We start from the raw sequence: 17,251 nt of genomic DNA, 5'->3' as shown, positions 1-17,251 counted from the left end.
GTCCGTCCAGGCACGGCAGCGGCGCGTCCCGCAACAGCGCCCGGACGAGGTTCGGTTGGAGGGAATGGCCGGCGGGCGGGCCGGTGCGCGTTCGCCGGGCGGGGTGTCCCGTCGCTCGTCCGACGGCGCTTCGGGGCGGTGCCGGGGCGCCGGCTACGCCAGGGCCCCGGCGTGCCGTTCGGCGCCGAGCAGGGCCGCCGCGGCGTGGACGTCCCCGGTGAGCTTGCGGTCGTCGGTGGACGGGTCGAGGAGGGCCTCGACGGCGCGGCGGAGGTCCGTCAGCTCCGGGGCGCCGAAGGGCGGCAGCGCGCGCATGCGCAGTGCCCTTACGGCGGCGAGCAGTTCGCAGGCCAGCACGTACCGGAAGGCCGTGATCGCCTCCTGCAGGCGGCGGACCGCGGTCGAGGCGAAGCTGGCGTGCTCCTCGACGCCGCGGGAGAGCACGGCGTGGCCGAGCATGCTCGGCTGGGCGGCGCCGCGCAGATCCGCGAGGGCGGACTGGGCGGCGTACTCGACGATCATGATTCCGCTGCTGCCGTCCCGGTCCCGGGCGAGGAAGGGCGGCAGTCCGGTGAAGTCCGGTTCGACCAGGACGCCGAGGCGGGCGGTGGACAGCCCGGCGGTGCCCAGCAGGGCGAGGCGCAGCTGGTCCAGTGCCAGCGCCAGGGAGGCCTGGTGGAAGCCGCCGTGGTGGTGGTACTCCGCCGTGTCGAGGTTGAGCAGCGGGTTCTCGCAGGCGGCGTTGAGTTCCACCGCCAGTACCCGTTCCAGTGCGGTCATCGCGTCGAGGGCGGCGCCGTGGACCTGGGGCAGGCAGCGGAAGCCGAACGGGTCCTGGATCAGCGCGGGTTCCCAGGACGGCCGGCCCAGGAGCGTACACATGCGTGCGGCGGTGCGCCGCGCTCCCGAATGCGGCCGGCGGGCGTGCACGTCCTCGGCGTAGGGCTCGGTGGACCCCTGGACCGCCGCCAGGGACAGCGCGGCCACCATCGGCACCCGGTCGAGCAGATCGCTCAACTCCGTTGCGAACAGGGCCGCTTGGCCTATCGTCAGGGCGCTGCTGGACATCAGCGGAAGGGCGTCCCAGTGGCTCAGCTGCAAGGGCTCCGGGGCCGGGCCGGTGCCCTCCCGCCAGGGCAGGTCGCCGGCGAGGGCGAGGCCCAGCTCGGCCAGCGCCGAGAGATCGCCGGTGCCCACCGAGCCGTGGGTGTGCACCGCGGGGACGTGCCCCGAGGCCAGCGCCTGTTCGAGGCGGTCGGCGATGCCCGCGCCGAGCGCCGTGCCGGCCCCGAGGAGCTGGTTCAGCCGGACCGCGAGCATGGCCCGTACCTGCTCCGCCGGTACCAGCGGGCCGATCCCGCCGCTGTGGCTGCGCAGCAGCCGCAGACCGTGCTGATCGGCGGAGTCGCCGGGGACGGCGGTGGTGCGGTTGGCGCCGACGCCGGTGGTGTGGCCGTACACCGGGCGCAGGGCCACCACCTGCTCGGCCACCAGGCGGGCCTTGAGCATCCGGTCGCGGGCGTGCGGGGCGACCACGGCGCGCGCCGTTCTCCTGGCCAGGGCCGCTACCTGGGACGCGGTCAGGCCGGTGCCGTCGAGGCGAACGCAGGTCATGGGGGGTGCCGTCGGCGGTTCGGTCCGGGCTTCGGCGCGTGGTGGCGTCAGGGGGGCCATCAGTGGGTCCAGCCTTCGGTCGTCACCGAGTCCTTGGTCTCCGGTGCCCAGGCGATGCTGATGACCGTGCCGAGCAGCAGGACCCCGGCCAGCCAGGCCATCGACCAGGTGACGCCGAGGTGGTCCAGGCTGACGGGGAGCACGAAGGTGCCGATGGCGGCGGCCACCCGGCTGGTTCCGCAGAGGAAGCCCACGCCGGAGGAGCGCAGCGCGGTGGGGTAGAGCTCGGGCGGGTACACCTGCGTGATGTTGGAGGCCCCGGCCATCACGAACGTGTAGATCACGAAGGGGACCATCATCGCCAGGGGCGAGGCGTCCGCGAGCACCGCCAGCGCGGCGAGCGAGACGGTGAGGATGCCGAAGCTGACGATGGTGAACGGGCGGCGTCCCATCCGCTGTGTGGGCCACAGGCCGACCACGCCGCCGAGCAGCAGGAACAGGTTGAGCAACAGGTTCTGGGTGTCCGCGTCGGAGACCTGCATCGCGGACAGGATGGTGCCCATGAAGGTGTAGATGGCGAAGTAGGGGAGCACCTGGGCGCTGTAGAAGAACACGCCGAACCAGGTGTTGCGCCGCTGCCCCTTGGCGAACAGCTGACCGTACCCGGCCGGCTTCTGCTTCTCGCCCGCTCCCGCGGCGCCGTCCGTGTCGAGCTCCAGCTCGGTGCCCAGGAAGCGGCCGGCGATGGCGCGGGCCTCCTCGATCCGTCCCTGGCTGACGAGCCAGCTGGGCGACTCCGGGGTGCCGATGCGCAGCAGCAGGACCAGCGCGGCCGGCAGTGCGGCGCTGGCCAGCAGCAGGTGTGAGGAGGAGTCGTCGAGCGACAGGTAGCTGCCGAGGATGTTCGCGACGACATACCCGACGGTCCACAGCACGGTGAGCGAGCCGAGCAGCAGGCCGCGCAGCCGTCGCGGGGCGAACTCGGCCAGCAGCGTCGGCCCGACCGCGTAGTCCGCGCCGAGCCCGAAGCCGATCAGCAGGCGCAGTACGAACAGGACGAGTGGGTCGTGTGCCCACAGCTGCAGCGCCGAGGCGACGGTGATCAGGGCGAAGTTGTAGATGTAGAGCTTCTGACGGCCGACGAGGTCGCCCACCCAGCCCAGCACGACGCTGCCGAAGAACAGGCCGATCAGCGCGGACGCGCCGAGCAGGCCCTGCCACCAGCCGGAGAGGTGCATGGAGGCGGTGAGGGCCGGCAGCACCGCCCCGATGATGCCGAGGGCGTAGCCGTCGGAGAAGTTCGCTCCGAACGTGGTCGCGGTGATCCGGAGATGGAAGCCCTTCAGGGGTTCCTCGGTCCGGGGTTCGACGGTGAGCGTGGCCATGCATGACCTCCCAGAGTGGGGATGCGGCACAGAGGGGATGCACGGCATCCTGAATGGAGAATTACAGCCAAGCAATAGGTGAATGGCCATTTCTCATATGCGAGACGCGGTGACGCCGCTCCCGCCGCATCGGGGTGGAACGGAGCCTGGACAGGCCCCAACTGCACCGCGTACGTGGGGAGGTCACACCCGTACGGCCCCCGGCCCCGACAGCCGACGGCGCCGACGGCACGATTGCCGTCGGCGCCGTCGGCCGCTCCGCCCACTTAGGCTGCCCGCGTCCTGTTACCGGTCGGCCGTGGTGCCCGTCGAGGTCAGGATGCGGTGGACCAGCCGGGCGCCGGCCCGCGCCGTGCGGTGGTCGATGTCGAGCTGGGGATTGAGCTCGGCGACATCGCACACGGCGAGCTTCCGGCTTGCCGCCACCTTCGCGCAGACGCGCTCGACGATCTCCATCGGCACTCCGTAGGCGGCGGGCGCGCTGACGCCGGGCGCCGCGCCGGCCGGGAGCACATCGAGGTCGATGCTCAGATGCACGACATCACAGCTCGCGAGGAACTCGTCGACGAAGGCGTCGACGCGCTCCAGGTCGAGCAGGCCGCACTCGGTGTCCGGCAGATGCCGCACGCCGAGCTCGTCCGCGGTGTGGAACAGCCGCTCCGTGTTGCTCGGCTGGCTCACGCCGAGCACCCAGTAGTTCAGCCGCCGCCCGTGCCGTTCCTCGCTCTGTGCCATCTGGAGGAAGGGCGTGCCGGAGCTGGGCCGGTCGTCGTCACGCAGGTCGAAGTGGGCGTCGAGGTTCAGCACCCCCAGGCGCCGTCCGTCGCGCAGCGCGCGGCTGCCGGCCAGCCCGAGGTAGCTGCCGTAGGCGACCTCATGACCGCCGCCCAGCACCACGACCGTGTGGCCGCGGTCGACGAGCGAGGCGACCGCCCGGCCCAGCCGCTGCTGGCCGTCCTCCAGGTTGCCGTCGCCCACCTCGACGTCGCCGACGTCCAGCGCCCGCATCGGTGCCGGCAGCGCCATCGACGCGAGGGCGCCGCGCAGCGCACCCGGCCCGTCCGCCGCGCCCGGACGGCCCTTGTTGCGCCGCACTCCCTCGTCGCTGCGGAAGCCGACGAACGCGACCTCGCCGGATCCGGCCCGGTCGGCATCGAGGCCGACCGCATGGTGCCAGCGCAGATTCCCCGGCCCGTGTCCGTCGTCCCGGCCGGTCCACGGCTCCGGCGCCCGGTCCACGGCCGTCGTCGCCGTCGTCACTTCGGCTCGTCCTCCGTCATCGGGACGCGCACTCCGCGCTGCTGCGCCACGGACGCGGCGTGCTCGTAGCCGGCGTCCACATGGCGGATGACGCCCATACCGGGGTCATTGGTCAGCACCCGGGACAGCTTCTGCGCGGCGAGCTCGGTGCCGTCGGCGATGCAGACCTGCCCGGCGTGGATCGAGCGGCCCATGCCGACGCCGCCGCCGTGGTGGATGGAGACCCAGGACGCGCCGGACGAGGTGTTCACCAGGGCGTTGAGCAGCGGCCAGTCGGCGATGGCGTCGGATCCGTCGAGCATCGACTCGGTCTCGCGGTACGGCGACGCCACCGAGCCCGAGTCCAGGTGGTCACGGCCGATCGCGAGCGGTGCGGACAGCTCCCCGGACGCGACCATCTCGTTGAACCGCAGACCGGCGCGGTGCCGCTCGCCGTAGCCGAGCCAGCAGATGCGCGCGGGCAGGCCCTCGAAGGAGATCCGCTCGCCGGCCATGTCGATCCAGCGGTGCAGGTGCTCGTTCTCCGGGAACAGCTCCTTGATCGCGGCATCCGTCTTGGCGATGTCCTCCGGGTCACCGGACAGGGCGGCCCAGCGGAACGGGCCGAGGCCCTCCTCGAACAGCGGGCGGATGTGCGCCGGGACGAAGCCGGGGAAGTCGAAGGCGCGCTCGCAGCCCGCCTTGCGGGCCTCGTCGCGGATGGAGTTGCCGTAGTCGAAGACCTCGGCACCCTTGTCGAGGAAGCCGATCATGGCCTCGACGTGCAGGCGCATCGAGTGGCGCGCCTTGTCGGTGAAGCCGGCCGGGTCGGCCTCGCGCTCCTTGTCCCAGTCCTCGACCGAGATGCCGACGGGCAGGTAGGCCAGCGGGTCGTGGGCCGAGGTCTGGTCGGTGACGATGTCGATCGGGGCCTCGCGGCGCAGCAGCTCCGGGAAGATCTCGGCGGCGTTGCCGACGACGCCGATGGACAGGCCGCGGCGCTCGTCGCGGGCCTGGACCGCGAGCTCCAGGGCGTGGTCCAGGTTGTCGGCCTTCGTGTCCAGGTAGCGGGTGCCGATGCGGCGGTCGATACGGGTCTCGTCGACGTCGACGCAGATCGCGACGCCGTCGTTCATCGTCACGGCGAGGGGCTGGGCGCCGCCCATACCGCCCATGCCGGCGGTGAGGGTGATGGTGCCGGCCAGAGTGCCGTTGAACTTCTTGCGCGCGACCGCGCCGAAGGTCTCGTACGTGCCCTGGACGATGCCCTGCGAGCCGATGTAGATCCACGAACCGGCCGTCATCTGGCCGTACATGGTCAGCCCCTGGGCCTCCAGGGACCGGAACTCCTCCCAGTTGGCCCAGTCGCCGACGAGGTTGGAGTTGGCGAGGAGCACGCGCGGCGCCCACTCGTGGGTGCGCATCACGCCGACCGGCTTACCGGACTGGACGAGCAGGGTCTCGTCGTCCTCGAGCGTCTTGAGGGTGCGGACGATGGCGTCGTAGGCGGCCCAGTTACGCGCGGCCTTGCCGGTGCCGCCGTAGACGACCAGGTCCTGCGGGTGCTCGGCGACCTCGGGGTCGAGGTTGTTCATGAGCATCCGCAGGGCGCCTTCCTGCTGCCAGCCGCGGCAGTTCAGTTCGGAGCCGCGGGGGGCGCGGATGTCGCGGGCATCCGGAAAAACGCTGGTCATGCTGCCTCCAGGGGGAGTCGGATCTGCTCGTCCCATGACAGGCGACGGGACGGGCGGCAGCCAGGCGCACCGGCCGGGTTTCTCGGATCCGAGAACGATTCGCCCGGGGCCCGCGCCGCGACGAGCCGATGCGGCCCCCTGCGCCGTGACGTCCCCGCGGCCGTCAGCCGCCCCCTGCGCCCCGCCCCCCCGCGGCCGTCAGCCGCCCGTCCGCCGGGCGGGGGCGCGGCCGGACACCGCGGCCGTGAGCCGTGCCGCGCCCTGCTGCAGGACCTCGCGCACATGATCCGGGGTGTGCCGGCAGTGATGCCGGTGCCAGGTGCTGCTGAGCGCCGCCACCGGCCGCTCGTTGTGGTCGAAGGCCGCCACGCCGATCGAGCGCAGCCCCTCCGACACCAGCTCGACCTCCTCCGACCAGCCGCGCTCGCGGTCCCGCGCCAGCTGACCGCGCAGCTCGGCCAGCGAACGCGGGCCCTTGCCGGTGCGGGTGATGAGATCGCCAGGCCGCGGGAACAGCGCCCGGAGCTGCGCCTCCGTGGAATGGGCGAGGATCGCGCAGCCGTTGGCCGTCAGATGCGCCGGCAGCCGGACCCCGATGTCGGTGACGAGGGCGACGTCGACATCGCCGGACCGCGCCGTGGACGGTCGCTCCTTCAGCAGGTACACCGTCTCCGCGCCGTGCAGGATGCCCAGGTGAACCGTCTGGCCGAGCCGGTTCGAGAGGCTGCGCAGGATGGGCCGGGCGCGCCGCTCCAGCGGCTCGTGCCGCAGATAGGCGGAGCCGATCTCGAAGGACGCGACGCCCAGCCCGTACGCCTGCTCCTTCGGGACGTAGGTGACGAAGCCGCGGTCCACCAGGACCGAGAGGATGTGATAGGCGGAGGACCGCGGGATGCCCAGGTCCCGGGCCAGCGCCGCCGCCTGCACCAGACCGGACCGGCCGGCGAGGTGCAGCAGGATGTCCAGCGCCCGCCCGACGGCCGGCGAGGTGCTCGAAATCGTCTCGCGTTCACTCATGCGGTCATCCCTGACAGAGCCATATACACAGGAATATACAAGTCGACATTTCGCGGTCGTTTCACTCCGCCCGGTGAGGCGGCGAGGCGTGCCGGGCCCCGCCGCCGATGCGACGGCTGAGCTCGCGGGCCGTCCGGGCCGGCTGCGCGGCGATCCGCCGCCGCTCCGGGCCCGCCTCCGCGGCCGGGAAGGTGACCGATACGGCCGCGACCGGGTGGTCTCCGTGGTCGAGGACCGGGACGGCGAGGGAGGAGAAGCCCGCCGTCACCTCGCCGTCCTCCGTCGCATGTCCCCGCTGCCGCACCTCCACGAGGAGGGCCCGGAGCGCGGACGGCGAGCCGGGACCGTGGCCGTTGCGCGACACAAAGGCCGCGGAATCCGGGAACAGCGCCCGTACCTGGGCTCGCGGCAGGCTCGCCGGCACCGCCCGGCCGCTGGCGGTGAGCTGCGCAGGCAGCCGGACGCCGACCTCGGTGACCAGCGGCGGGCGGCCCGGTGCCCGCTCCTCGACGACGTAGATGACCTCGCGGCCGTGCGGCACGGCCAGATGGGCGTGGTGACCGGTGCGGTCCGCGAGCAGGGCGAGCGGGACCCGGGCCAGGCGCTGGAACGGGGCCTGCCGGCTGTAGCCGGAACCCAGCTCGAAGGCGCCGACGCCCAGCCCGTAGCGACGCTCCTCGGGCAGGTGCACCACAAAGCCTTCGCCGGCCAGCGTGTTGAGCAGCTGGTAGGTCGTCGACCGGGGCAGCCGGACATCGCGGCTGATGGCCGCGGCCGGCACCGGGCCACCCTGACCGGCGAGGTACCGGAGGATGGCCAGGACCTGCGCGGCGGCGGGAACCACGGGAACCATGGACATGTCGCGAGCGTAGGTTCCGGCCCGGCCTCCCGGCGCGGGCCGTCGCCGACGTCTGGGATACGAGACGGATTGCCGTGCCAGGGCGTAGCGGAAGCGCTCCTGCCCGGTACTTCATGGACCCGGACGCACGGCACCTGCTGCCCCGGCGGCCCCTGCCGGACCTCGGTGCATTCCGCGCCGGATTCCGCCCGAGTCCCCTGCCGCACCACGGTGTTGGCGGCGGACCCCCTTCCCGCCGCGGTGCCCCGTTCGGGCCGCCGTAACGGCGCGAGCGGGTATCACGGGGTGCGGGCGGACCCGAGCTGCCAATTCCCCGAGTGGCCGGGCGGGAGTGCGAGGTCGCGCCGGACCGCCGCGTAGTACCCCTCGCGCGCGGCGCGCTGCTGCTCCAGCATGGCCGACCACGTCTCCGGGTTCCGGGTCCGGTCGCGCAGGAACTGCTCCATGTCCATGACCGCGACGACCCATGCGCGGGCCGCGGTCACCACATCCGCGGTGCCGAGCATCAACAGCGCCTCTCCGGCCGGATCCCGGGCGTCGGTGGCCTCGGCCAGGTGCGGCGCCGCCTCTTCGGGGGACAAGGGGTGCGGATGAGGGTCGTTGCCGAGGTGCGACGCGACGCGGTACGTCAGGGTGACGGTCTTCTTCAGCGATCTCGCGTAGTCCGCATAAGCCGTCAGTCGCCGCTCGTCCCAACGGGCCGCCTGCTCGCGGCGGAAGCGGGCCCGGTCGCCGCGCGTGGTCGCCACGTACGAGCCGAGGGCGCCGACGATCACGCCGATCAGCGCGGGAAGCTGTTGTATGAATCCGGACATGGCCGCACGGTATCCCGCGCGTCGCCCCTCCGGACCCTGAAACGTCATACCCCTGCCCCGTATTCGGCACCGCCCTTCGGTGCGCGCTTGCGTATACCCCCTAGGGGTATGTAATCTCCTCGATGTCATCGCAGCGGTACGGCAGTTGGCCGGCCCGGACGATCAGAGGAGAGCGCCATGAAGAGCCCGCTGAAGATCACCGCATACGCCGCTGCGCTCGCCGCGTCCTTCGCCGGCGCCTACGGGGTGGGGAACGTCATGGGCCCCGTTGCCGCCGACGCCGGACCGGCCGCACACGCCGGACACGGCACGCCCGGGAGCGGGACGGCCGGCGGCCAGGACATACCCGTCGGCGGACTGCGGATCTCCGAGGCCGGCTACACCCTCGACCTCAAGACCCCGCGCGTGGCCGCGGACCGCAAGAGCGAACTGCGCTTCGCCATCCGCGATCGCACGGGCCGGCAGGTCACCGCCTACCAACGCAGGCACGACAAGGAACTCCATCTCATCCTCGCCTCCCGGGACTTGGGCACCTTCCGTCATCTGCACCCCACCCGCGCCGCCGACGGCACCTGGAGCACCTCCGCCGACCTCCCCGAGGCCGGCACCTACCGTCTCTTCGCCGACTTCACCCCCACCGGCAAGGGCGCCGAGAACCTCACCCTGGGCGCGGACCTCGCCGTCTCCGGCGACTACCGGCCCGCCCCGCTCCCCGCCTCCTCCGCCGTCGCCAGGATCGACGGCTACACGGTCACCCTCGCCGGCCGACTGCGCGCCGGGACGGCGGGCGAGCTGACGGTGAAGGTCACCAAGGACGGCCGCCCCGTCACCGACCTCGACCCCTACCTCGGCGCATACGGCCATCTGGTGGCCCTGCGCTCCGGCGACCTGGCCTACCTGCACGTCCACCCCAACGGCGAACCCGGCGACGGCCGGACCGAGCCCGGCCCCGAGGTCTCCTTCACCGCCACGGCCCCGAGCGCCGGCGCATACCGCCTCTTCCTCGACTTCCGGCACCAGGGCACGGTCCGCACCGCCGCCTTCACGGTCACGGTGGACGGCGGCGGGCGGACGACGCAGAAGGCCGAGCCCGAGGCGGCCGAGGGGCATCGGCACTGAAGTCCCGCGGCACGGTTCGCCCGGCCGGCGCCGCCCCACGCCCGCGGCCGTCGTACCTGCGCCGCCGCCGGGCGGGTCAGCCGGCCCGGCGGCGGGGCTTGGCCGCCGTCTTCTTGGCCGCGCTCGTCCTGGCGGCCGTGGACTTCTTCGCGGAGCCGGCGGGCTTCTCGGCCCGGTCGGTCCTGGCCGTACGCGCGGGGGCCTTCTTCGCCTTCGCGCCGGTGGCGCGCTCGGCGTCACCGCCCTCGCCACGCGACTCCTTGGCGGCGCGCACGCTGTCCTGCAGGGCCGCCATCAGGTCCATCACCTGGCCCGCCGGCTCCTCCCGCGGGGCTTCGAAATCCGGCTCGCGGTGGGCCAGCTTCGCCGCCACGATCTCTTCGAGCGCCTCGCGGTAATGATCGTGCACATCGCCTTCCGACAGCTCGCGATAGGAGTCCATCAGACTCTCGGCGGCCGCCACCTCCTTGGCGCCCAGATCCACCCCGCCCTCGGGCAGTACGCCCTCCATCGGACGGATCTGGTCCGGCCACAGCAGGACCTGCATCACGAGGGTGTCCTCGACGGGACGGATCATGGCCAGCGTCTCCCGGCCGTGCAGCGCGACCTTGCCGATGCCGACGCGCTGATGCCGTTCCATGGCGTCCCGCAGCAGGACATAGGGCTTGGCCGCGGCATCGCCGTCGGCGCTCAGGTAGTAGCCCTTGCCCATCTGGAGGGGGTCGATGTCGCCACCGTCGACGAAGGCCAGGATCGTCAGCGTCTTCGCGGTCGGCAGGGGCAGCGCGGCAAGATCCTCGTCGCTCAGCGGGACGAGCGCGTCGCCCTCGGCCCGGTAGCCCCGGCCGATCTCGTCCTCCGTGACCTCGACGCCCTCCAGCGAACACACCGCTTGATTGCGCACCCGTCCGCCGTCCGCCGTGTGGATGCGCACAAAGCTGACGGAGGCGGTGGTGTCCGTGGCGGAGTACGCGGCCACGGGGATGGTGACCAGGCCGAAACTGATGGAGAACTTCGCCGTGGGGCGCATGGGGGCCGCTTTCGTCGGTACCTGTCGGCGGGCCGGCGGATCGGGGGGTCGGCGTGAAAGCCATGGTAGGCGGGTCGGTCGGGGCATACATCTCAGCCGCGGGCGACAGGGGGACGCCGCCACCGCACGCCGCCACCCGTACGCACGAGTCCGCGGCCGCGCCGTTCGGGTGCCGTCAAGACGGCACGCTCACGCCCTGCGCGGCCTCCGGGAGCAGGGCGGACGCCCATCGCGGGACAGGCGCCCGGGGCGCGGTACCGGTTTCCGCGTCCCCGGCCCGGTGGTACGGAAAACCGCAGCGGATTCCGCCGCCGTTACCGACACGGCTGACCGACGGAGGACATGGCGTGGCCGTCATCGCAGCGAGGGACGTCCCGGAGGCCGCCGGAGAGAGCCGTACCGAGGACTTCGGCGGCCCGGACACCGGCGGCCGGGCATGAGCGGCGACGCCGCGCACCGGACCGTCGCCCGGACTCTGCTGGACCGGCACGGCGAGACCTACGCCGAACAATGCGGCATCACGGTCCGCAACACCCCGCAGCCGCTGTATCAGGTCCTGGTGCTGGCAGACCTGCTCAGCACGCGGATCCGCGCATCGGTGGCGGTCGCCTCGGCGCGGGCCCTGTTCGACGCGGGCATGAACACCCCGCGCCGCATGCTGGACGCCACCTGGCAACGGCGCGTCGACGCGCTCGGCGAGGGCGGCTACCGGCGCTACGACGAGAGCACCGCCACCCGGCTCGGCGACGGCGCCTCGCTGCTGCTGGACAAGTACGGCGGCGATCTGCGGCGGATGCGGCAGGCCGCCGACGGCGATGCCGGCACGCTGCGCCGGGCGCTGGAGGAACTGCCGGGCGTCGGGCCCACGGGATCCGCGATCTTCCTGCGCGAGGTGCAGGGCGTCTGGACGGAGTACGCCCCGTTCCTCGACCCGAAGGCCGTACAGGGCGCCGAACGGCTGGGGCTGCCGGGCGACAGCAGGCGGCTGGCGCGGCTGGTCACCGAGGAGGAGTCGGCCGCGTTCGCCTCGGCGCTGGTGCGTGCGGCGCTGGACCGGGACATCGCCGAGGAGGTACGGGAGGCCGCGGCGGGCCAGGCGTAGAGATCACGAGCGTTGTTCCCCGTCCGGTCGACCGGCCGCCCCGGTCCCGCGCTCACCCGGTCCAGGTCCAGTCCGCCACCTCCGGCAGATCCGTCCCGTGCTCGCGGATCCAGGCGTGATGGCGGGTACGGACATCCGCCATCGCCTGGCGCAGCGCGACCGCGCGGACGCCGAGGCCGGGGACGCGGTCCACGACGTCCATCACCAGGCGGTAGCGGTCGAGGTCGTTGCGGACGACCATGTCGAAGGGCGTCGTCGTGGTGCCCTCTTCCTTGTAGCCGCGGACATGCAGATTGCGGTGGCCGGTGCGGCGGTAGCAGAGGCGGTGGATCAGCCACGGGTAGCCGTGGTAGGCGAAGATGACCGGCTTGTCGGGGGTGAAGAGGGCGTCGTACTCGAAGTCCGGCATGGCGTGGGGGTGTTCACCCGGCGGCAGCAGCCGGGCCATGTCGACGACGTTGACGACCCGGACGGCGAGTTCGGGCAGATGGCGGCGGAGCAGACCGGCGGCCGCCAGGGTCTCCTGGGTGGGGATGTCTCCGGCGCAGGTCAGGACGACATCCGGCGCCGGGGTCCCCCCTGCGCGAGCGGAGCCGAGCGACTGCGGGAGGCCGCCGTCCTCCGTGCCCGCCCAGGACCATGCGCCGGCGCCGCGGGCGCAGTGGGCGCGGGCCTCGTCGAGGGTGAGCCAGTCGAAGCTCGGCTGTTTGCCGGCGACGATGACATTCACGTAATCGCGGCTGCGCAGCACATGATCGGCCACCGCGAGCAGGGTGTTGGCGTCCGGCGGGAGATAGACCCGGACGACCTCGGGGCTCTTGTTGAGGATGTGGTCGACGAAGCCGGGGTCCTGGTGGGAGAAGCCGTTGTGGTCCTGGCGCCAGACGTGCGAGGTGAGCAGGTAGTTGAGGGAGGCGATGGGGCGGCGCCAGGGGAGCCGGCGGGCGGTGCGCAGCCATTTGATGTGCTGGTTGACCATCGAGTCGACGATATGGGCGAACGCCTCGTAGCTGGAGAAGAGGCCGTGCCGGCCGGTGAGGACATAGCCCTCCAGCCAGCCCTGGCACAGATGCTCGGAGAGCACCTCCATCACCCGGCCGTCGTGCGCCAGATGCTCGTCGGTGCCGACCGTCTCGGCCTGCCACGCCTTGCCCGTCGCCTCGTAGAGGGCCTCCAGGCGGTTGGAGGCGGTCTCGTCGGGGCCGACGACGCGGAAGTCGCGGCGCTCCGCGGTAGCCGCCATGACGTCGCGCAGCAGGCCGCCGAGCACCCGGGTCGGCTCGTGCAGCACGGTGCCGGGCTTCTCGACGTCCACGGCATACCGCTCCAGGGGCGGCAGCGGCAGGTCGCGCAGCAGGAGCCCGCCGTTGGCGTGCGGGGAGGCGCCCAGCCGCCGGGGCCCGTGCGGCACACAGGCGAGGACATCCGGCAGGGGTGCGCCGGAGGCGTCGAACAGCTCCTCCGGCCGGTACGAGCGCAGCCAGCCCTCCAACTGGTGGCGGTGGCCGGCGTGGTCGCGTACGCCGGCCAGCGGGACCTGGTGCGCGCGCCAGGTGCCCTCGACGGGCACACCGTCGACCTCATGGGGACCGGTCCAGCCCTTGGGCGTCCGCAGCACGATCACCGGCCACTGCGGCCGCTCCCGCTCGCCTCCGGAGCGGGCACGGCGCTGGATGTCGGCGATCTTGTCCAGCGCCCGGTCCATGGCGGCGGCCAGCGCATCGTGCACCGGCGCGGGGTCGTTGCCGACGACGTACAGCGGATCGTGGCCGTAGCCGCGCAGCAGGGCGTCCAGCTCGTCGTGCGGGATCCGGGCGAGCACCGCCGGGTTGGCGATCTTGTAGCCGTTGAGGTGCAGGATCGGCAGGACGGCGCCGTCGTGCACCGGGTCGAGGAATTTGGTGGCGTGCCAGGACGCGGCGAGCGGCCCGGTCTCCGCCTCGCCGTCCCCGATCACACAGGCGACCAGCAGCCCCGGGTTGTCGAACGCCGCGCCATAGGCATGGGTGAGGGAGTAGCCCAGCTCGCCGCCCTCATGGAGGGAGCCGGGCGTCTCCGGGGCGACATGGCTGGGGACGCCGCCGGGGAAGGAGAACTGCCGGAAGAGACGTGCCATGCCCGCGCGGTCCCGGCTCACATCGGGGTACGTCTCGCCGTATGTGCCGTCCAGCCAGGAGTTGGCCAGTACGGCGGGACCTCCGTGCCCCGGACCCCAGACGCACAGCGCCTCCAGATCGCGGGCCCTGATCACACGGTTGAGGTGGGTGTGCACGAGGTTCAGGCCCGGCGAGGTGCCCCAGTGGCCCAGCAGCCGCGGCTTGATGTGCTCGGGGCGCAGCGGCTCCGTCAGGAGGGGGTTGGCCATCAGATAGATCTGGCCGACGGACAGGTAGTTGGCGGCACGCCAGTAGGTGTCCAGGGTGCGCAGTTCGGCGGGGTCGAGGTGGGTCGGCGCGGGCGGCGTCGGGGCGTCGCGCATGCTCATCTCCTCGCGAGGAAGCTCTCCGCCGCGACGATCGCCTCGCGGGCGGTGCGGCGGCCCGTCAGGACGCACAGCGTGTAGGCGACATCCTCCAGCCGACGGCGCCGGGCCGCGTCCTGGGGCCTGGCCTCCACGAGGTCTTCCCACACCCGGTAGCGCCGCAGGTGTGAAGCGAGCACAGTTCTGTCCGGCAGCAGCATGCTGTCTTCTCCCGCATGGTGTCCGCTTCCCCGGGCCCGTCGAGCCCTTCCCGCACCAGGGGGTGGGAAGTTCCACGGTGCGCCGGTCGACCCGTGCACGCAAGCGGAGGCGCGCTGTACGGGGCGGTGCGGGGCGGTGCGGGCAGGGCGGCCGGTGCGGGCGTCGGTCAGTCGGGTGGTTCCGGGGCCGGGTCCTCGTCCGGTCGGGTACCCGGCGGTTCGGCCGGACGCGGGTCCGGCTCGTCCGGCGCCGGTTCGGCCGGACGGGGGTCGCGCGGCAGCGGCTCCGGCTCGCGCGGCACGGGGCCCGGCCCGTCGGGAAGCGGCTCAGTGGTCATGGCGACCCTCCTCCTCTCCATGGTGCGCGCGTCTCCGCAGGCGCGCGCGATCCCCGGTTCGGGTAACCGGCGGCCCGGGGCGCAAACGTACGGCCGGGAAGCCGTCCGCCCGCGTCAACCGCCATGAGGGCTCGTCGTCGGTATGAGGGCTCGTCGGTACCTGCGCGGTCGATTCCCGGCCGGGGACCGTCCGGCTCGCCGCCCCTCCCGCCCCGCGGCCTCATACGAGGTCCGGCAGCGGCACCCCCGGGTCGGCGAGACGCGCCGTGTCGACCGTCTGCCCGCCGGCCACCAGCGCCCGGATCGGCTCCACCACATCCCAGATGTTGACGTTCATACCGGCCAGCACCCGGCCCCCGGAGAGCCAGAACGCGAGGAACTCGCCGCCACCGGGGTCGCCCCGGAAGACGACGCGGTCGTAACCACCGGGTGCGACATACCCCGTGTACTCCATCCCCAGGTCGTACTGATCGGTGAAGAAATACGGCAGCCGGTCGTAGGCCACATCCTGACCGAGCATCGCCTTGGCCGCGGTCACCGGCTGGTGGAGGGCGTTGGCCCAGTGCTCGACCCGCAGATGCGTGCCCAGCAGGGGATGGAAGGCGTTCGCGACATCCCCGGCGGCGTGGATGTCCGGGTGCGAGGAGCGCAGCTGCGCATCCACCCGGACACCGTTGTCCACCTCCAGCCCGGCTTCCTCGGCCGGCCCGCTGTTGGGCGCGACACCGATACCGATGATCACCGCGTCCGCCGGCACATGCGTGCCGTCCGTCAGCTGCACCCCGTCCGCATGGCCGAGCGTGCCGGTGATCTCCGCGACCTGGACGCCGCCCCGGACCTCCACCCCGTGAGCGGTGTGCAGATCCGCGAAGACCTGGGCGACCTCCCGGCCCAGCACCCCCAGCAGCGGCAGCTCCGCCGACGCCAGTACGGTCACCTCCACGCCGGCGGCGCGGGCGGCGGCCGTCGTCTCCAGCCCGATCCAGCCGCCGCCGATCACCGCGATGCGGGTGGCGTGCCGGAAGGTCTCCTTGAGCTCATCGCTGTCCGCCAGCTGCCGCAGGTAGTGCACCCCGTCGAGCTCCGCGCCCGGCACCGCCAGCCGACGCGGCGCGGCACCGGTGGCCAGCAGCAGCTTCGCGTAGCCCTGGCGGCTCCCGTCGGCGAGGGTCAGCTCATGGGCCGCGGGATCGACGGCGGTGACCGCCGTGCCCAGCCGCAGATCGACGTCATGATCCCCGTACCACCGGCTCGGATGCACATAGGCTTTCTCCCGCTCCGAGGTGCCCAGCAGATAGCCCTTGGACAGCGGCGGCCGCTCGTACGGCCGCTCGCGCTCGTCCCCCAGGAGCACCAGCGGCCCGTCGAACCCCTCCGCGCGCAGCGCCTCCGCCGCCTTCGCCCCGGCCAGCCCCGCTCCCGCGATCACCAGCGCATTGCTCGTGCCCATTCCGCTCAGCTCCCTCGGTCCCGTACTTCAGCCACAGGTACCCACTCGGATGCCGGGCGGATCCCGCCGATGGTGTTGCCGGGGCGGGAGCCGCGGGCGTACGGCGCCGGACGCCGGGGCCGCCGCGCCCTCAGCCGCCCTCGGCCTCGCCCATCCGCGCCAACTGCTCCCGCAGCGCCCGCGCCGCCAGATCGCGGTCCTCGCCGAGGACGAACGCGGTGACGCCGTCGGCGCGCCACTCCGCCCGGCGCTCCGGGGTGGTGGACAGGGCGCAGAAGGGGACGGAGTGACGGGCGCAGGCCGCGCGGACCGAGCGGACGGCCTCCTGGACGCGCGGGTGGCGGACCTGCCAGGGGACCCCGTAGGACTGCGAGAGGTCACCGGGGCCGGGGAGGACGAGGTCGACGCCGCCGGGAGCGAGGATCTCCTCGATCGCGGCGACGCCCTCGGCGTCCTCGATCAGCGGGATGAGCATGATCTCGGCGTTGGCCTGCCGGATGTAGTCGGTGAGGCCGATCCGGCCGAAGCCGGGGCCGCGGCCGCCGTTGAGGGAGCGCATGCCCTCGGGGGCGTAGCGGGCGGCGCGGATCGCGGCGTCCACGTCCGCGCGGGTGCGGACGTGCGGGACGACGATGCCCATCGCTCCGGCGTCCAGGGCGCGCAGCACGGCACCGGGGTCGGCCTCGGGGACGCGGACGAACGGGGTGAGGCCGTTGGCCTCGGCGGCCCGGATGAGGTTTTCCAGCTGCTGCGGGTCGACCAGGGTGTGTTCGGTGTCCAGGACGACGAAGTCGTATCCGGCGCAGCCGATCATTTCGACCACGGCGGGCTCGGGGAGCGTGCTGAACAGGCCGTGGACCTCCTGGCCCGCGGCGAGTTTCCGGCGGACCTGGTTGGGGCGGAGCAT

15 protein-coding genes are annotated in these 17,251 nt (G+C 72.9%); 2 read left to right on the top strand and 13 right to left on the bottom strand.

What is annotated here, in order from left to right:
* Positions 1 to 153 precede the first annotated feature (153 nt).
* The 7 genes from AC5677_RS06215 to AC5677_RS06185 form a co-directional block, all read right to left on the bottom strand.
* Entirely contained in the window at positions 154 to 1,614 is a 1,461-nt protein-coding gene (locus AC5677_RS06215; protein WP_497193995.1) for an aromatic amino acid lyase, read from the bottom strand.
* A 59-nt stretch (positions 1,615 to 1,673) separates the two neighbouring features.
* Positions 1,674 to 2,999 carry an MFS transporter gene (locus AC5677_RS06210; protein ID WP_497193994.1) on the bottom strand — a complete coding sequence of 442 codons (1,326 nt, stop codon included), beginning with the start codon at positions 2,997 to 2,999 and terminating at the stop codon, positions 1,674 to 1,676.
* 285 nt (positions 3,000 to 3,284) lie between these two features.
* Positions 3,285 to 4,259 (bottom strand): formimidoylglutamase, encoded by a 975-nt coding sequence (gene hutG, locus AC5677_RS06205; RefSeq protein WP_497193993.1) that lies wholly within the window; start codon positions 4,257 to 4,259, stop codon positions 3,285 to 3,287.
* On the bottom strand, positions 4,256 to 5,932 hold the full coding sequence (hutU, locus tag AC5677_RS06200; protein ID WP_497193992.1) for a urocanate hydratase: 1,677 nt from the start codon (positions 5,930 to 5,932) through the stop codon (positions 4,256 to 4,258). The genes hutG and hutU overlap by 4 nt, the downstream gene beginning before the upstream one ends.
* 198 nt (positions 5,933 to 6,130) lie before the next feature.
* Complete coding sequence (locus AC5677_RS06195; protein WP_497193991.1) at positions 6,131 to 6,949, bottom strand: IclR family transcriptional regulator; 819 nt, start codon at positions 6,947 to 6,949, stop codon at positions 6,131 to 6,133.
* Positions 6,950 to 7,010: 61 nt separating this feature from the next.
* On the bottom strand, positions 7,011 to 7,808 hold the full coding sequence (locus AC5677_RS06190) for an IclR family transcriptional regulator (RefSeq protein ID WP_497193990.1): 798 nt from the start codon (positions 7,806 to 7,808) through the stop codon (positions 7,011 to 7,013).
* 278 nt (positions 7,809 to 8,086) lie between these two features.
* Positions 8,087 to 8,623: a hypothetical protein gene (locus AC5677_RS06185; protein ID WP_497193989.1), complete on the bottom strand. Its 537-nt coding sequence runs from the start codon at positions 8,621 to 8,623 to the stop codon at positions 8,087 to 8,089.
* Between the two features lie 177 nt (positions 8,624 to 8,800).
* Between AC5677_RS06185 and AC5677_RS06180 the strand changes: the two genes are divergently transcribed.
* Positions 8,801 to 9,742 carry a DUF8832 domain-containing protein gene (locus AC5677_RS06180; protein ID WP_497193988.1) on the top strand — a complete coding sequence of 314 codons (942 nt, stop codon included), beginning with the start codon at positions 8,801 to 8,803 and terminating at the stop codon, positions 9,740 to 9,742.
* A 76-nt stretch (positions 9,743 to 9,818) separates the two neighbouring features.
* On the opposite strand, the gene ku is transcribed toward AC5677_RS06180, so the two are convergent.
* Positions 9,819 to 10,772: a non-homologous end joining protein Ku gene (gene ku / locus AC5677_RS06175; protein WP_497193987.1), complete on the bottom strand. Its 954-nt coding sequence runs from the start codon at positions 10,770 to 10,772 to the stop codon at positions 9,819 to 9,821.
* 436 nt (positions 10,773 to 11,208) lie between these two features.
* Here ku and AC5677_RS06170 point away from each other — a divergent pair, with 436 nt between their 5' ends.
* Positions 11,209 to 11,874, top strand: a complete 666-nt coding sequence (locus AC5677_RS06170) for an HhH-GDP family DNA glycosylase (protein ID WP_497193986.1) — start codon at positions 11,209 to 11,211, stop codon at positions 11,872 to 11,874.
* A gap of 52 nt (positions 11,875 to 11,926) precedes the next feature.
* Here the strand turns inward: AC5677_RS06170 and AC5677_RS06165 are convergent, their stop codons facing one another.
* The 5 genes from AC5677_RS06165 to AC5677_RS06145 all read right to left on the bottom strand — a co-directional run bounded on the left by AC5677_RS06165 (position 11,927) and on the right by AC5677_RS06145 (position 17,251).
* Positions 11,927 to 14,353 (bottom strand): phosphoketolase family protein, encoded by a 2,427-nt coding sequence (locus tag AC5677_RS06165; protein ID WP_497193985.1) that lies wholly within the window; start codon positions 14,351 to 14,353, stop codon positions 11,927 to 11,929.
* A 2-nt stretch (positions 14,354 to 14,355) separates the two neighbouring features.
* Positions 14,356 to 14,556 (bottom strand): DUF5133 domain-containing protein, encoded by a 201-nt coding sequence (locus tag AC5677_RS06160; RefSeq protein ID WP_497193984.1) that lies wholly within the window; start codon positions 14,554 to 14,556, stop codon positions 14,356 to 14,358.
* 167 nt (positions 14,557 to 14,723) lie between these two features.
* Positions 14,724 to 14,894, bottom strand: a complete 171-nt coding sequence (locus tag AC5677_RS06155) for a hypothetical protein (protein WP_497193983.1) — start codon at positions 14,892 to 14,894, stop codon at positions 14,724 to 14,726.
* Between the two features lie 220 nt (positions 14,895 to 15,114).
* Positions 15,115 to 16,344, bottom strand: coding sequence for an NAD(P)/FAD-dependent oxidoreductase (locus AC5677_RS06150; protein WP_497193982.1), 1,230 nt, complete (start codon positions 16,342 to 16,344; stop codon positions 15,115 to 15,117).
* Between the two features lie 130 nt (positions 16,345 to 16,474).
* Positions 16,475 to 17,251 carry an HpcH/HpaI aldolase family protein gene (locus AC5677_RS06145; RefSeq protein WP_497193981.1) on the bottom strand — a complete coding sequence of 259 codons (777 nt, stop codon included), beginning with the start codon at positions 17,249 to 17,251 and terminating at the stop codon, positions 16,475 to 16,477.

The organism is Streptomyces sp. JLSY215, assembly GCF_059682825.1.
This window is presented reverse-complemented; position numbering and strand designations above follow the sequence as displayed.

Bases quoted from the DNA above. Each gene is read 5' to 3' on its own strand.
- ku (WP_497193987.1), bottom strand. From the start codon at position 10,772: ATGCGCCCCACGGCGAAGTTCTCCATCAGTTTCGGCCTGGTCACCATC.
- AC5677_RS06165 (WP_497193985.1), bottom strand. From the start codon at position 14,353: ATGCGCGACGCCCCGACGCCGCCCGCGCCGACCCACCTCGACCCCGCC.
- AC5677_RS06160 (WP_497193984.1), bottom strand. From the start codon at position 14,556: ATGCTGCTGCCGGACAGAACTGTGCTCGCTTCACACCTGCGGCGCTAC.
- AC5677_RS06150 (WP_497193982.1), bottom strand. From the start codon at position 16,344: ATGGGCACGAGCAATGCGCTGGTGATCGCGGGAGCGGGGCTGGCCGGG.
- AC5677_RS06190 (WP_497193990.1), bottom strand. From the start codon at position 7,808: ATGTCCATGGTTCCCGTGGTTCCCGCCGCCGCGCAGGTCCTGGCCATC.
- AC5677_RS06215 (WP_497193995.1), bottom strand. From the start codon at position 1,614: ATGACCTGCGTTCGCCTCGACGGCACCGGCCTGACCGCGTCCCAGGTA.
- AC5677_RS06170 (WP_497193986.1), top strand. From the start codon at position 11,209: ATGAGCGGCGACGCCGCGCACCGGACCGTCGCCCGGACTCTGCTGGAC.
- AC5677_RS06185 (WP_497193989.1), bottom strand. From the start codon at position 8,623: ATGTCCGGATTCATACAACAGCTTCCCGCGCTGATCGGCGTGATCGTC.
- AC5677_RS06180 (WP_497193988.1), top strand. From the start codon at position 8,801: ATGAAGAGCCCGCTGAAGATCACCGCATACGCCGCTGCGCTCGCCGCG.
- AC5677_RS06145 (WP_497193981.1), bottom strand. From the start codon at position 17,251: ATGCTCCGCCCCAACCAGGTCCGCCGGAAACTCGCCGCGGGCCAGGAG.
- AC5677_RS06155 (WP_497193983.1), bottom strand. From the start codon at position 14,894: ATGACCACTGAGCCGCTTCCCGACGGGCCGGGCCCCGTGCCGCGCGAG.
- AC5677_RS06195 (WP_497193991.1), bottom strand. From the start codon at position 6,949: ATGAGTGAACGCGAGACGATTTCGAGCACCTCGCCGGCCGTCGGGCGG.
- AC5677_RS06210 (WP_497193994.1), bottom strand. From the start codon at position 2,999: ATGGCCACGCTCACCGTCGAACCCCGGACCGAGGAACCCCTGAAGGGC.
- hutU (WP_497193992.1), bottom strand. From the start codon at position 5,932: ATGACCAGCGTTTTTCCGGATGCCCGCGACATCCGCGCCCCCCGCGGC.